Origin of the sequence: Salinivibrio sp. PR5 (genome assembly GCF_001996085.1) — a bacterium.
Lineage (GTDB): Bacteria > Pseudomonadota > Gammaproteobacteria > Enterobacterales > Vibrionaceae > Salinivibrio > Salinivibrio proteolyticus.
Window position 1 is genome coordinate 61,949 of sequence record NZ_MUFK01000010.1, and the last position, 14,836, is coordinate 76,784.

Annotated in this window: 14 protein-coding genes, 2 tRNA genes and 2 rRNA genes; 8 read left to right on the forward strand and 10 right to left on the reverse strand. The window is 50.1% G+C overall.

The features are described 5' to 3' along the window. Positions 1-80 precede the first annotated feature (80 nt). Positions 81-1,121, forward strand: coding sequence for a phosphoribosylformylglycinamidine cyclo-ligase (purM, locus tag BZG82_RS06090; protein WP_077765404.1), 1,041 nt, complete (start codon positions 81-83; stop codon positions 1,119-1,121). Then, on the forward strand, positions 1,121-1,774 hold the full coding sequence (gene purN, locus BZG82_RS06095) for a phosphoribosylglycinamide formyltransferase (protein ID WP_077765405.1): 654 nt from the start codon (positions 1,121-1,123) through the stop codon (positions 1,772-1,774). Before purM ends, purN begins: the two co-directional genes overlap by 1 nt. Before the next feature lie 63 nt (positions 1,775-1,837). Here the strand turns inward: purN and BZG82_RS06100 are convergent, their stop codons facing one another. Together BZG82_RS06100 and lpcA are read right to left on the reverse strand one after the other, a co-directional pair. Continuing rightward, positions 1,838-2,632 carry a class II glutamine amidotransferase gene (locus BZG82_RS06100; RefSeq protein WP_077455557.1) on the reverse strand — a complete coding sequence of 265 codons (795 nt, stop codon included), beginning with the start codon at positions 2,630-2,632 and terminating at the stop codon, positions 1,838-1,840. A gap of 21 nt (positions 2,633-2,653) precedes the next feature. Then, positions 2,654-3,232 (reverse strand): D-sedoheptulose 7-phosphate isomerase, encoded by a 579-nt coding sequence (gene lpcA / locus BZG82_RS06105; protein WP_069587462.1) that lies wholly within the window; start codon positions 3,230-3,232, stop codon positions 2,654-2,656. Positions 3,233-3,550: 318 nt separating this feature from the next. Here lpcA and fadE point away from each other — a divergent pair, with 318 nt between their 5' ends. Continuing rightward, complete coding sequence (gene fadE, locus BZG82_RS06110) at positions 3,551-5,995, forward strand: acyl-CoA dehydrogenase FadE (RefSeq protein ID WP_077479432.1); 2,445 nt, start codon at positions 3,551-3,553, stop codon at positions 5,993-5,995. A gap of 74 nt (positions 5,996-6,069) precedes the next feature. Here fadE and BZG82_RS06115 read toward each other — a convergent pair whose 3' ends face one another. Continuing rightward, complete coding sequence (locus BZG82_RS06115; RefSeq protein WP_077479433.1) at positions 6,070-7,374, reverse strand: TIGR03503 family protein; 1,305 nt, start codon at positions 7,372-7,374, stop codon at positions 6,070-6,072. A gap of 8 nt (positions 7,375-7,382) precedes the next feature. Further along, positions 7,383-8,117 carry a DNA polymerase III subunit epsilon gene (gene dnaQ, locus BZG82_RS06120; RefSeq protein WP_077661872.1) on the reverse strand — a complete coding sequence of 245 codons (735 nt, stop codon included), beginning with the start codon at positions 8,115-8,117 and terminating at the stop codon, positions 7,383-7,385. A 39-nt stretch (positions 8,118-8,156) separates the two neighbouring features. On the opposite strand from dnaQ, the gene rnhA reads away from it, so the two are divergent. Next, positions 8,157-8,621, forward strand: a complete 465-nt coding sequence (rnhA, locus tag BZG82_RS06125) for a ribonuclease HI (protein WP_077661873.1) — start codon at positions 8,157-8,159, stop codon at positions 8,619-8,621. A gap of 7 nt (positions 8,622-8,628) precedes the next feature. Here rnhA and BZG82_RS06130 read toward each other — a convergent pair whose 3' ends face one another. Next, entirely contained in the window at positions 8,629-9,354 is a 726-nt protein-coding gene (locus tag BZG82_RS06130) for a methyltransferase domain-containing protein (protein ID WP_077479436.1), read from the reverse strand. A 32-nt stretch (positions 9,355-9,386) separates the two neighbouring features. Here BZG82_RS06130 and gloB point away from each other — a divergent pair, with 32 nt between their 5' ends. From gloB to BZG82_RS06145, 3 genes are all read left to right on the forward strand, one after another. Continuing rightward, a complete protein-coding gene (gene gloB / locus BZG82_RS06135) occupies positions 9,387-10,145 on the forward strand; it encodes a hydroxyacylglutathione hydrolase (protein ID WP_069587468.1) in 759 nt (252 codons plus the stop codon). A 70-nt stretch (positions 10,146-10,215) separates the two neighbouring features. Beyond that, on the forward strand, positions 10,216-11,790 hold the full coding sequence (locus BZG82_RS06140) for a lytic transglycosylase (protein WP_077765406.1): 1,575 nt from the start codon (positions 10,216-10,218) through the stop codon (positions 11,788-11,790). Next, positions 11,787-12,476 (forward strand): YIP1 family protein, encoded by a 690-nt coding sequence (locus BZG82_RS06145; RefSeq protein ID WP_077765407.1) that lies wholly within the window; start codon positions 11,787-11,789, stop codon positions 12,474-12,476. Before BZG82_RS06140 ends, BZG82_RS06145 begins: the two co-directional genes overlap by 4 nt. Here the strand turns inward: BZG82_RS06145 and BZG82_RS06150 are convergent. After that, positions 12,469-13,311 (reverse strand): endonuclease/exonuclease/phosphatase family protein, encoded by an 843-nt coding sequence (locus BZG82_RS06150; RefSeq protein ID WP_108742964.1) that lies wholly within the window; start codon positions 13,309-13,311, stop codon positions 12,469-12,471. The genes BZG82_RS06145 and BZG82_RS06150 overlap by 8 nt on opposite strands. Positions 13,312-13,497: 186 nt before the next feature. On the opposite strand from BZG82_RS06150, the gene BZG82_RS06155 reads away from it, so the two are divergent. Next, positions 13,498-13,893, forward strand: coding sequence for a gamma-glutamylcyclotransferase family protein (locus BZG82_RS06155; protein ID WP_069587470.1), 396 nt, complete (start codon positions 13,498-13,500; stop codon positions 13,891-13,893). A 268-nt stretch (positions 13,894-14,161) separates the two neighbouring features. Here the strand turns inward: BZG82_RS06155 and BZG82_RS06160 are convergent. From BZG82_RS06160 to BZG82_RS06175, 4 genes are all read right to left on the reverse strand, one after another. Then, a tRNA-Trp gene (locus tag BZG82_RS06160) sits at positions 14,162-14,238 on the reverse strand. 8 nt (positions 14,239-14,246) lie between these two features. Beyond that, positions 14,247-14,323 (reverse strand) — tRNA-Asp (locus BZG82_RS06165). Positions 14,324-14,483: 160 nt separating this feature from the next. Continuing rightward, a 5S ribosomal RNA gene (gene rrf / locus BZG82_RS06170) occupies positions 14,484-14,599 on the reverse strand. 115 nt (positions 14,600-14,714) lie between these two features. Further along, a 23S ribosomal RNA gene (locus BZG82_RS06175) occupies positions 14,715-14,836 on the reverse strand; the annotation flags it as partial.

Here is a 14,836-nt window from a genome sequence, read left to right on the forward strand (position 1 = left end):
GACGCAAACGTTTTCCTTTCTAATTATCTACTGATAGAATAGCGCCGACTTTTGACTTCCAACTCCGGCGAGGAATTGCAGTGAGCGGTAAACAATCATCTCTTAGCTACAAGGATGCAGGTGTCGATATTGATGCGGGTAACGCCCTAGTCGACCGTATCAAAGGCGTCGTCAAACAAACTCACCGTCCTGAAGTAATGGGCGGCTTGGGCGGGTTTGGTGCCCTGTGTCAGTTACCGACCAAGTATAAAGAACCCGTGCTGGTGTCCGGCACTGATGGGGTAGGAACCAAATTACGTTTAGCGCTTGATGCCAATAAGCACGATACGATCGGCATTGATTTGGTCGCTATGTGTGTGAACGATCTGATTGTTCAAGGGGCAGAACCACTCTTTTTCCTCGACTACTACGCGACCGGAAAATTAGATGTTGAGACAGCGGCCGATGTGGTCACAGGGATTGCGCATGGATGCCAACAAGCCGGTTGTGCCCTGATCGGTGGCGAAACCGCTGAAATGCCGGGCATGTACTCAGGGGATGATTATGATGTCGCTGGGTTTTGTGTCGGGGTGGCGGAAAAATCCGCATTAATTGATGGCAGTAAGGTCGGTGAAGGCGATGCTCTGATTGGTCTGGCTTCTAGCGGTCCTCACTCAAACGGCTACTCTCTGATCCGTAAGATCTTGGAAGTTAGCGAGGCTGATTTAACCATGCCACTCGAAGGCAAACCTTTGGTTGAGCACTTGCTAGCACCGACTCGCATCTATGTGAAGTCAGTACTCACTTTACTTGAGCAATACCCTGCCCACGCCATTTCTCATATTACCGGTGGCGGCTTCTGGGAAAACATTCCCCGCGTATTGCCTCAAGGTACAAAAGCCGTTATTGATGGAAATAGCTGGCAATGGCCAGCCATTTTTAACTGGTTGCAGGCACAAGGCAATGTCAGTGACTATGAAATGCTGCGCACCTTTAACTGTGGCGTCGGCTTAGTCATCGCGCTACCACAAGCACATGCCGAACAAGCGATTGCACTGCTTAATGAGTCAGGGGAAACCGCTTGGCAGTTGGGCCATATTGCAACAAGTGCTGACGGCGAAGCGCAAGTGGAGTTGGTGTAATGACAAAACGCATCGTGGTGTTGATCTCGGGAAGTGGCAGTAATCTTCAGGCCTTAATCGATAAGTGCCCGCAAAACGCAAAAATTGTCGGCGTGATTGCAAACAAGCCAGATGCCTACGGCCTAACCCGCGCGGATAATGCTGGTATCGAGACTCGCGTGCTCGAAAACTCGCGCTATGACACTCGCGACGCTTACGATCATGCGTTGGCAACCGCCATTGATGCGTTCGCTCCTGACTTGGTCGTTCTCGCCGGCTTTATGCGTATACTCACTCCAGCCTTTGTCGAGCACTACCAAGGACGAATGCTGAATATTCATCCGTCGTTGCTCCCCAAATACACGGGCTTACATACCCACCAGCGCGCGATTGAGGCGGGTGATACCGAGCATGGCACCTCAGTGCATTTTGTCACAGAAGAACTGGATGGTGGCCCGGTGATTTTACAAGCACGTGTCCCCATCTTTGCAGAAGACGACGCCAATACTGTTGCCGCCCGGGTGCAACAACAAGAGCACCAGATTTATCCTTTGGTTGTTCGCTGGTTTGTCGAAGAGCGCTTACGCATGGAAGCTGGCCAAGCTTGGCTCGACGGCGCGCCGTTGGGCCCTGCTGGCTATGCCGCTGATGAATATGACGATCTAAAAGCCTAGTGTAATTCGTCCTGATCAAAAAAGGCGCCTGAGGGCGCCTTTTCTATGTAAGCAAGACCGCCATCAGGTCGTTGCATACTGATCTTGATTGGTGCAATACACTTCACCAAAATGGAAGACGCAGTACTCCCCTTCTGCCATTTTGTGCCAGTTTTCATTATTGGTTAGCGGCTGGGTCGCGATCACAGTGACGACATCATTGGGCGTGGTCTCCTCGTGAAAATCAACCGTCATTTCCTGATCGATCAAGCTCGCCTTACCAAACGGAGCTCGTCGCGTAATCCAGTGCAAGTTATTACTGCAATACGCCATCACATAGTCACCATCGCTAAACAGCATGTTGTACACTCCAAGTGCACGTAACCGATCGCAGCGCGAGGCGATAAAGTCGAACACCTCACACATGTTATCGGGTTGCTGTGGATAGTGCTTGTATAGCTCATTAAGCAGCCAACAGAAGGCTTTTTCGCTGTCGGTTTCTCCCACAGGCTTAAAGTGGCCCGTTTCTAAGCTTTCAAACCCAGATAGCTGACCATTGTGGGCAAACGTCCAATAACGTCCCCAAATTTCGCGAGTAAAAGGATGCGTGTTTTCAAGGCTGACGCCACCTCGATTAGCCTGACGAATATGACTGACTACCGCACAGCTTTTGATCGGATAACTGGTTACCAGCTCAGCCACTTTAGATTGGCAGCTTGGGGCGGGATCTTTAAAAGTGCGAAACCCTTTCCCTTCGTAAAAGGTAATGCCCCAGCCATCTCGATGCGGTCCTGTTTTTCCGCCGCGCTGAATAAGCCCAGTAAAGCTAAAACAGATATCCGTCGGCACATTGGCACTCATGCCAAGCAGTTCACACATTCTTTCATCTACCTCCGAGCATTATGCCGCCATTTCCTTTTCCACCAGCTGGATAAGGATATGGATAATCTTAATATGGACTTCTTGAATACGATCTGCATAGCCAAAATGAGGGACACGAATTTCGATATCCGCAAGACCAGCCATTTTGCCGCCGTCTTTCCCAGTCAGCATGATGGACTTCATGCCTTTCGCTTTCGCCGCATCGATCGCGTTAAGAATGTTACCGGAGTTTCCAGAGGTAGACAGACCAAAGAGGACGTCGCCTTTCATACCGACGGCTTCAACATAGCGTGAAAAAACAAACTCATAGCCAAAGTCGTTGGAAACACAAGAAAGGTGGCTTGGATCAGAAATCGCAATCGCAGGATATCCCGGACGGTTTTCGCGATAACGGCCCGTTAACTCCTCGGCAAAATGCATGGCATCACAGTGCGAGCCACCGTTCCCACACGAAAGCACCTTGCCACCCGCTTTGAAGCTATCGGCCAATAGCTTGGCAGCTTCTTCAATTTGTTGAATGTTTTTGTCGTCACTTAAAAAGGCATTCAAAACGGTAGCTGCTTCCGACAGCTCACCGCGAATAATATCTTGGTACATGGCATGTTCCCATCGTTGAAAAAGGCCAGGCTCTCACTCTGTGCACCGGGGGGGGTGAGAGCGGATTTAAGGTCAGTGTAACCGTATCGTTTTGTGCCTGTCGACTGCCGCTTGCGTGTTGGTCTCGAGCTAGGTCACGTTTGTTCAAATGGCAACCTATCTTTCCAACTTTGGCGAAGAATGATTGATGATTTTCTCACCTTGCAAGCCACATCACACCGTACCAATTTACAAATATTTAAATTTTTGCTTACATTAAGTGGTACGACCTCTTACCTCACTTAGGGAGAGGCTAACTAAACCGAAGGAGATGACGTGATGGCGACAGGGTTATTTATCGCTGCCATGCTAATTGTGGCAGGCGTACTCGCATACCATCGTGCCAATTTGCTGGTTTCAACAGCTGTATTGGCTGCGGGACTAGTAGTAGGGACTTTACTGGGTAGTGTCGGACAGATCACTTGGCTGATCTTTGCCGTAATCGCACTGCCACTTAATATCGCGACATTCCGTCGCAACTGGATCAGTAAGCCAGCGTTTAAAGCGTTTAAGTCTGTGATGCCAGAAATGTCAGCCACAGAAAAAGAAGCTATCGACGCAGGCACAGTATGGTGGGAAGCCGATCTTTTCCGTGGCACGCCTGACTGGAACAAATTGCATGATATCCCAGCACCACGTTTAAGTGCCGAGGAGCAGGCGTTCTTGGATGGCCCTGTGAATGAAGTCTGCCGTATGGTTGATGACTATCAAGTCACCCACGAGCTGGCAGATTTACCACCTGAGGTATGGCAATACCTGAAGGACAACAAGTTCTTCGCCATGATCATCAAAAAACAATATGGTGGCCTCGAGTTCTCCGCTTACGCCCAGTCTTTGGTGTTACAAAAACTGTCTGGCGTGTCAGGCGTACTGTCATCTACGGTCGGGGTCCCCAACTCCCTCGGTCCGGGTGAGCTATTGCAGCACTATGGTACCGAAGAGCAAAAAGACCACTACTTACCGCGCCTTGCTGAGGGTAAAGAAATTCCATGCTTTGCCTTAACCAGCCCAGAGGCAGGCTCCGATGCGGGCTCGATCCCTGACTACGGAGTAGTCACAAAAGGGATGTGGGAAGGCAAAGAAGTGCTGGGGATGAAAATCACCTGGAACAAACGCTACATTACCCTAGCCCCTGTCGCTACCGTACTCGGTCTCGCGTTTAAACTTCGCGATCCTGACCATCTACTAGGTGATCAAGATGAGCTCGGTATTACCTGTGCACTGATCCCGACCGATTTAGAAGGTGTCGATATCGGCCGTCGTCACTTCCCTCTGAACGTTCCATTCCAAAATGGACCGACACAGGGACATGACGTCTTCGTTCCAATGGACTTTATCATTGGTGGCCAGAAAATGGCGGGCCAAGGTTGGCGTATGCTGATGGAATGTCTGTCGATTGGTCGCGGCATCACCCTCCCATCGAACACCACAGGCGGCCTGAAGTCAGCAGCCTTGGCAACCGGTGCTTATGCGCGTATTCGTCGTCAGTTCAAATTGCCGATCGGTAAAATGGAAGGGATTGAAGAGCCTCTAGCGCGTATCGCAGGCAATGCTTACGTGATGGACGCCGCCAGTGCCCTGACCGTGACCGGGATTGACTTGGGAGAAAAACCGTCGGTGATCTCCGCCATCGTCAAATATCACTGTACGCATCGTAGTCAACAAGGTGTGATTGATGCGATGGATGTTGTGGGCGGTAAAGGTATCTGCCTTGGTCCTAAAAACTTCTTGGGACGCAACTATCAAGGCTCACCTATCGCCATAACCGTTGAAGGTGCGAACATTTTGACGCGTTCGATGATCATCTTCGGTCAAGGGGCGATCCGCTGTCATCCATTTGTCTTGGATGAAATTCGTGCCAGTGAAGATACCGATTCACAACGTGCATTAAGTGCCTTTGATCGCGCACTGTTTGGTCATGTCGGCTTTGTGATGAGTAACCTTGCTCGCACATTGTGGCTCGGTCTGACCGATGGCCGCTTCTCGAAAACACCACGTAAAGACGAAACACGCCGTTACTACCAGCAAATGAACCGCTACAGTGCGGCATTAGCACTGCTGGCTGACGTTTCAATGGCGGTTCTCGGGGGGAATTTGAAGCGTAAAGAGCGTCTGTCTGCGCGTCTGGGTGATGTGCTTAGTCAGCTTTATCTTGCCTCTGCAACCATGAAACGTTACGCCGATGAGGGCTATCAGAAAGACGATCTGCCATTGGTTCATTGGGGTATGCAAGATGCCATGTACCAAACTGAGCAAGCGCTGGATGAGTTCCTTGCCAACTTCCCAAATCGTATGATTGCAGGATTGGTACGTGCCCTCGTGTTCCCATTAGGTAAAGGTCGCCGCAAACCAAGTGATCGCTTAGACGGTAAGCTTGCGGTGATTTTGCAATCGCCAAGTGCAACACGTGATCGCATTGGCCGAGGACAATTCTTCGAGCCTGGTAACGCCATTGGGAATATCGAAAAAGCACTTCACGACATTCTCACTGCAGAGCCGATTCACAAAAAAGTTTGTGACGGTATCGGCGAGAAACTGCCATTTATGTTCTTAGATCAAGTGGCACAGAAAGGTCTGGATGCGGGCGTGATCAGCGAACAAGAAGCACAGCTGCTCCGTGACGCCGAAGTGGGTCGACTAGAAACCATCAATGTTGACGACTTCGATCCTGCAGAGCTTCCTGCTGCATCGACCAAAGTGGGAAAGATGCATGATGCAGCTTAATGATTCTCGTTAAGCTGCCCAAATAAAAAGAGAAGGCAATTGCCTTCTCTTTTTTTATTCCTTACTTCCCTTTTTTATTCTTTATCCGGTTTATCCATGTCCAACTCATCGCCCATTTCTTCGTGCGTGTCTTCATCGGGTGGCGGCGCTTCCAATTCTTGAGCTGCTTCAGCGAGCTTACGGGCTTTGCGCTTTTTCAGCACAAACCAAACCGCCGCCACGAGTAGAACAATCAATAGATTCCCTACACCGATAATCAGCAAAGATGTCGTGCGGGCCTTTTCTTTCTCTCGCTCACGGCGCCGTTCTTCTGCTGCCGCTTGCAATTCACGCTCACGCGCCAACCGCTCGGCTTCTGCTTGTTCAAGCGCTTCATAATCGGTCACCGCAAACGTCTGCTCAGGTAAACTAAAAACCAGCGGTCGGCCTGACAGTAAATCCGTCGCATAAAGCATACTGCTCCATTTGTACTGGCCCGGCGTGGATGCATACGGGATGTCCAATGTCATCGTCATGGATTTATCATCGTTCGATGTTTGGTAAACCGTAGTCTTCCCTTCCGTGTCGATGAATTTGGCATGCACCGATATGCTACCCGGCTCAATACTGGCTTCCTCGGCCTGAATAACCAGCTTGTGTGGCTCATCATCAATTTGACTTTGTTTAAACGTCGCCATCAATGGCGTTGGATACACCAGTACTTCTTGCTCTAAGGTGCGGAAAAAAATGCCATTGCCTGACGTCACACGCGCTCGGTATTTACCGGGCATCACATTCACCGGCAGTGCGACGGTGAAGATACCATCGTTGGGCTTTTCGTCTAAGCCCGTCCCATCGTCACTAAAATGCCCGAGTGAGCGCGGCTGAGGGCGCTGATCAGGGTTGAGCGATTCAGGATCTTCGACGTACTCGGTAAAGGTGACATTCAAATCAACGCGCTCGATGAAATCGCGCAGGATGAGAGGCTCATCGCCAAGTTTTAATCGCGCCGTGAATTTCACCGTTTCCCCCTGATACAAACGCGGAGGAAGATCATCAACCTGCATACGCAGGTCGCTCAGCACTTTTACTTTGTTATCAGGGCTAACTCGGCCAATCGCTTGCCACGGACCGGGCATGGGATCAGTAATGGAAACGATGTCCATGTCCGATTCTTGGTGCCAGGAAACTTTATCCGGATGTCGCCAAGCGTAGTACTTAGTGCCGTCGGGGCGCACCAGGACCACAGGGACACTGGGGTCTTCTCGGTAAATCACGAACGCGGCACGCTCAATGGTAGGATCAACCCGAAAGCGGTTTTCCAGCAGACGTATTTCTTGCTCATTGGCTTGCGCCAATAATGGGATACAAAGACAGGCAGTCCACCACCGCTTTTTCATGTGCTCTCCTACTGTCGCCAAAGACAGCTACCATTTTGCTCAATAAAATCTAAACGCGCTTCGTGTGCACTTAGTTCATCGGCGGACGCGGGGATAATCTTTAGCGGTTTCTGACGTTTGACCGAACGCGGCGCCATCGGGCTCGCATTGTCCGTGTCAGTTCCTGCGTTAAAAGACAAGCTGGTTTGCCCGCCCGTCATCAGTAAGTAAACGTCGGCTAAGATCTCGGCATCAAGTAATGCCCCGTGCAACGTGCGGCGAGAATTATCAATACCATAGCGCTCACATAAAATATCCAAGTTATTGCGCTTACCCGGGAAGATTTTCTTCGCCATGGCAAGGGTATCGGTAATCGAACAGATCTCGCTCGTCTTTAACGCCACCCCCAGGTTTTTAAACTCGTAGTCCATGAAACCGACGTCAAAGGGTGCATTGTGGGCAATTAGCTCTGCCCCTTCTACAAAGGATACAAATGCCTCATGCACATCGGCGTATGTCGGTTTGTCGGCGAGAAAAGCATCCGTGATACCGTGTACCTCAATGGCTTCAGGATCAATCGCACGTGTCGGTTTAATGTAGGCATGAAAGTGCCGACCGGTTAGCTTACGATTGATAATTTCAACCGCGCCGATTTCGATAATGTTGTGTCCCTGATAATGAGGGCCACCTTCGCGGTTCATACCTGTGGTTTCAGTATCAAGAACAACAAGGCGATCGTAATTCGCTTTCATGGCAGTACTTATGTCAAACTTGGCAGATTCTAATACCCGATAGTACCAAAGATGACCAAGCAGGTAGAAATTTTCACAGACGGTTCATGCCTCGGTAACCCAGGTCCCGGTGGTTACGGTGTGGTGATGCGTTATAAACAGCACGAAAAAACCTTGAGCGCCGGTTATACCCTCACAACGAACAACCGTATGGAGCTCATGGCGGCTATCGTCGGACTGAACGCTCTTACCTCGTCATGCGAGGTCGTGCTTACCACAGACAGCCAATACGTACGCCAAGGGATCACACAATGGATCCATAACTGGAAAAAACGTCAGTGGAAAACGGCGGATAAAAAGCCTGTGAAAAACGCTGATTTATGGCAGCAACTCGATGTAGCGGCTGCCAAGCATACGGTGACGTGGAACTGGGTAAAAGGCCACGCTGGTCACCCAGAAAACGAACGCTGTGATGAATTAGCCCGAGAGGCAGCCAATCACCCTACTCTGGTTGATGAAGGGTATCAGCCTCAATAAGCACGTTTTATCCACCGTTTGGCACCACCCCACCTAAAGGCGCAACGGCTTTTTTCAGTTTCCAGCGTGGTTTGATGGGTTTTAACGGGTAGCTGCGTTTACGAGCGATAATAAAGTAGACGCAGCCGACCAGGGGCGTGAATTCAGCAAAGCTGCTTTCTACCCAAGCGTGTCTCGCCTTGGGCTGTTTCGTTGGCCACAAACCAAAGTGCGTTGCAGTGGTCACCTCATAATTCATCACACTTAGCCAATCGCGGATCCTCAGTGGAGAAAACATACGTCCACTCCATGGCAGTCGCTGGCCGCGTCCCCGCAATACGCGCTTGATTCCCATCACGCTGGTCGGGTTGACGCCGGATAAAATAAGATATCCATCGTCAATCATCACGCGATCCACTTCACGCAGCAACCGGTGAGGGTCATCGCTATAGTCGAGCTGATGAGCCAGTAAGCACGCATCAAACGATTTTTCGATGAAGGGAAGCGCATAATGCTCTGCGGTTAAGTTGCGCATTGGATTACGTTTATCCACACAGACTTGGTGTTGAATGTTACACTGTTGGCTGACCAGTTCGCAGCTTAGCCCACCGAGCTTCAGTAAATGGTAGCCAAACAGGTTAGGCAAGCATTCATCTAAACGCGTTTGTAACTGCGCTCGTGTCCAATCCCCATACGCAACTTGGTCCCACGTATAGGGGTAATCATAGTGATAATCGATGCGCGCTGGTTTCATGGTCAAGGCTCATTCTATTGCTGGAGAACCCAATGCTCAGTGTCAAAAGCATACCTGCATTTAACGATAATTACATATGGCTCATTATTAGTGAAGATAACCGTTGTGCGGTGGTCGATCCGGGTGAAGCACATCAAGTTATCGACTACATTCAGGCACATGAGTTGACCTTATCCTGCATTTTAATCACACACCATCACTGGGATCACACCAATGGCATTGAAGATTTAGTACGCTTTGCGCCAAGTGCTGCGGTGATCGGTCCCGATGTAAAGCCTATCCCTCGACTTACGATGGCAGTGAAAGACGGTGACCAGATTGATGTGTTTGATCACCGTTTTCTGGTGGTGGGCGTAGAAGGCCATACCGAGGATCATATCGCGTTTGTCGGTGATGGTAAGCTATTCTGCGGCGATGCTTTATTTTCAGCAGGGTGCGGCCGCTTACTCGGTGGCACCGCAGAACAGGCTGTTAACTCATTGAAAAAGCTTGCATCCTTACCCATCGAGACTCAGGTTTTCTGTGCGCATGAATACACCGCGGCTAACGTCGCTTTTGCATTAACCGTTGAACCAGAAAATGATGCGCTACATTTGTATAGAGAAGAAGTAAATAGGTTGCGCGCGCAGCAAAAACAGACTCTACCGAGTACCATTGAGCGCGAACGGCGCATAAACCCATTTTTACGAACGAGCGAACCGACTGTAATTCAAGCGGTGAGTGGCCGTGCTACTGATGACAGTGAACTAGAAGTATTCAGGGCTCTGAGGCAGTGGAAGGACGAATTTTGAGCTGAGTCTCTTGTCATCAATAGAGCCAGCCCCTATTATCATCGGCTATTTTGGACGAAGGTTTTATGCAATGAAGTACCGTTTTGTTATCTTGAGCACCCTGTTGCTGAGTGGCTGTCAGCTGACAGGTGATGCTCAGAATACGGATATCGCAACAAAAAAGACCCCAGTCGCGGCTACCCCGGTTAAAGCAACACCGACCGTTTCCGCGACCAAGAAACAACCGACCCCAGCGACACCAACGGTACTTTCCCCGCAAATGCAGGAGGATGTGTGGCAACGAATCAGCATGCAGCTGTCACTGCCCGTCCCTAATAACAGCGCTATCCGCCAGTACCGCAATTGGTACCTAAAGTATCCAAACCACATTGCCACCGTCGCGGAACGCGCCACTCCTTTCTTGCACTTAATTGTTGAGAAAGTGGAAGCGCGCAATATGCCACTTGAGATCGCATTGCTACCTATCGTCGAAAGCTCGTTTGATCAATTTGCTTACTCTCACGGTCGTGCCGCTGGCTTATGGCAGTTTGTACCAGCAACCGGTGAACGCTTCGGACTGGAGCAAAATTGGTGGTATGACGGTCGTCGTGATGTGGCAAAAGCCACCGATGCTGCCTTGGACTACTTGGAATACCTCAACGGTATGTTTGACGGCAATTGGCTTCATGCTATTGCCGCCTACAATTCCGGTGAAGGCCGCGTTGCTCGTGCGATTCGTAATAATGAAAAACGAGGCAAGCCAACCGACTTTTGGCATCTCGATTTACCCAAAGAAACCAGCAGCTACGTCCCCAAACTGATAGCACTGGGTGACGTCATTCGTCACAAAGACAAATATGGCCTTGAGGTTCCCGCCATCGCGAACAAACCCGCATTGGCATTGGTTGAACCCAACATCCAAATGGATTTAGCTCTGGCAGCCAACTATGCTGGCCTGAGCGTGTCAGAGTTACAAAGCCTTAACCCGGCTTACAACCACTGGGCAACCGCGCCTTCCGGTCCTACCCATTTGCTACTTCCCATCGATAAGGTCGATCGTTTCAACACCGAACTGGCGAAAAATAACAACCAAGGGCTACGTGTGGAGCGTTATTACGTCCAATCGGGCGATAGCCTGAGTGAAATTGCCGCCCACTACAATACGACGGTCAAGGTACTACAGCGCGCTAACCAACTGAATACCACGCGTATCCGCGTCGGTCAGCCTCTGATGATCCCAGTCTCATTGAAAGACGAATCTCAATACACCTTAAGCGCCCCACAGCGCCTTGCCGCGTTACAAGCCGCTGAACGCGACGGTTACAAACGTACCCATACTGTGCGCAAAGGGGATAGCTTCTGGACAATTGCTCGCCGTTATGACGTTGACTACCAGCAACTGGCAAAGTGGAATGGCATGAGCCCTAGAGATACCTTAAGTATTGGGCAAAAGCTGGTCGTTTGGGATAAAAACGATAACACAAAACGTGTTCGTACCATCACTTATCAGATTCGCCAAGGCGACTCTCTAAGCAGCATTGCGCAGCGCTACAATGTTTCCGTGTCTGATCTGGTCAAATGGAACCAGCTACGCAAGAACGCCTATATTCAGCCGGGTCAGCGTCTTACCCTGCATATTGATATCTCGCGGAGTAGCGGCTCATGATGGTAGCGTCCTCCAACCCTTTGTTCGCCTTGCGTGATATTGTCATCCGGCCGAGTGCCTGCTTTGCCGCATTGAGCCAGCGTCCTGCATGGGCGTGGCTGGCGTACTTATTACTGTGCTTTAGCTCAATGGCGTTTTGGAACGCCTACTTCGACCACACTGATCTAGCTACCCTTCAGCGCGTGTTAACTCAAACACTCTCTATGTCCGAAGGCGATGCCCAGCAATGGTTGGAACGTGAGACCCTATTGGCGTCAGAGGTGCTAGGAGACTGGTTTGGACGCGCAGCGGTCATCTTCGCGCTGGCACTTTGGTTCCGTCTTGCCACTAAACAAGAAGCACCAACTTTTGGCTACCGACATTGGCTTGCAGCAACCAGCTTTATCCTACTGCCCGCCATCGTGGGTGATCTGGCCAGCTATACCAATATGATGTTGTCACCGAGTTTCATTCTACCTGCCCACGCAGATCTCAACAGCCTTAACGGGCTGTTAAAATTGCCGTTGACGTCAGAGTGGAGTGCTTGGGCGGCGAGTCTACCCATTCTTCTTCCTTGGTATTGGGTGCTCAGTATTACCGTCTTGGCCCTCTGGACGCCGCTTGAACAAGGTAAAGCGATTGTGGTTGCCACCCTGCCTTGGTTTGCCGTCTTTGGGGGATGGGCCCTGATGATTGCCGTTAGCTAATCACCTTCAACTGCGCCTCCATCGGAGTATGATCGGAGGCGCCGTTATCCAACGCTTTTGCGCCTTCCACCACTAACCCTCTATAAAAAACATGATCCAACGGCAAGCCAAATTTCGTGATCCGCTCATCCGGGCTAAACGCCATTTCCTGAAGCGATAATCTAGAGACCATTGCCCTTACCGCCTCTAAACGACGCTGAGACCAAGTATTGAAGTCCCCAGCGAGAATAATCGGCCCTTCAACCTGCGCGAGCACTTTTTCTAACGCCGCCAGCTGTTTCTTATACGCTGACATGGCGTACGTAAAGTTAATGCTATGAATATTTACCACTGCCAGTCGCTGACCATTAGACAGTTGATATTCGCTGTACAAAGCACTTTTCGGCAGCCTTAGATAAGGTTCAACGGCGGTATATGCACAGCTATGCATCGGATTAACCTGAGACAAGTTCATCACCCCAGCCACAGCATCTTGCATAGCAAACGCATAAGCCTGATCGTAGTGAAGTGACGCTTGGTTTATCCAGCGAGAAAGCTGAGGACCAAAACTGGCTTCTTGCAATAACATTAACCGGTGAGGGTCACGGTATTGACTCAGCGCCGTCTCCCAATGAGGACGTTGCTGTTTATAAATATTCCACACCAATAATGAAAAATGCCCGTCTTCATCCAATGGAGAAGCATGAATATAATCAACACATTGCCGGTGAATACCTGAGACGGTATGCAACTGGGTACTATCTGGCACGGTAAAATAGCCATTTACACCCACCACAGCGGCCGGCACTAGAATCGCTGTGCCCCACGCCATCGCTTTACCAATTCGCCGTTTCATCACGTCTACCACTTTTGATTACTCAGCCACTGTGAGTATAACCTGCCATCAGTTCGGGCGCCGATTTTGCGCGTCTTGCGGTTAAAATACAAGCAAAGATCTCACTTTATGACTTGCCGATAATCGAGCCCCAGAGATAGGATGTGAAAGCAATAATAACAATATACATTCAAGGAGCGACGCCACATGCTCAATAACCTATTTGTGTATGGCACCCTGTGTCCGGGGGAACGGAATCATTATTTACTTGCTGATGTTCAAGGAGACTGGTATCCCGCTACATTGCAAGCAGTACGCACGGATCGTGGATGGGGATCGGCAAAAGGCTATCCAGGGATTGAACTCAGTGACAATCCCGACGATATCGTGCACGGTTGGTTGCTAAAAGCAAAAGACCTCACGGCGACCATCCCCCAATTAGATGAATTCGAAGGAGCGGGCTATCAACGCGTTATTGTAGAAATTCGTTATCAACCAAATATGGATATGGTACAGACCACGACCGCCTTCACTTATGAGCTCTGCTTTAGTCATCAGCCAGAAGAAGCGGGCCCAAGCCAGTTTGTCGCCAAAAACTATTAGCGCTGTCAGACAGTCAAAAGCACCGACAAGCGTCAGTGCTTTTTGAGTAGCAGAGATAGATGAGTTCGACCGGTAATATTGAGATCAAAAAAAAGCACCGACAAATGTCGGTGCCTTTTAGATGGCAGGGGTGGAGGGATTCGACCGGGCTGGCGCCCCAGCCCCCAACACGCAGACCTCGGTGTCACACCAAAAACCATCCATAAGTTAGTCTATCGGTAAGATTGAAATAAAAAAAAAGCACTGACGGATGTCAGTGCTTTTCGAGTGGCAGGGGTAGAGGGATTCGAACCCCCAACACGCGGATTTGGAATCCGCTGCTCTGCCAATTGGAGCTATACCCCTATAAGTAGTGGCGGAGTGGACGGGACTCGAACCCGCGACCCCCGGCGTGACAGGCCGGTATTCTAACCAACTGAACTACCACTCCGCACCAATTTTGTCTCATCAAAGTCTTACGCATATCAGCTTTGATGCTTAAATTGCGAGCTATGCGCAGTGAGTTTTGAAGCGAGACGCACAGTGTATGCCAATACATGAGCATCGCAGCTATCAAAAATCGCAAGCAATAGGCGCAATTTATAATCAAAGCCTGGCGATGTCCTACTCTCACATGGGGAGACCCCACACTACCATCGGCGCTGCTTCGTTTCACTACTGAGTTCGGCATGGAGTCAGGTGGGTCCAAAGCGCTATGGTCGCCAAGCAAAATTTGGTGTGTCTTCACTTTTCAGTCAAAACACGTAATCTAGAAAGCTGTTCGTTCTCGCCACAATCAACTGGCTTATTTTAAGTCCAACCCAAAACCTCTTGGGTGTTGTATGGTTAAGCCTCACGGGCAATTAGTACAGGTTAGCTCAACGCCTCACAGCGCTTACACACCCTGCCTATCAACGTCGTCGTCTACGACAACCCTTTAGAGAGCTCGAAGCTCTAGGGATGA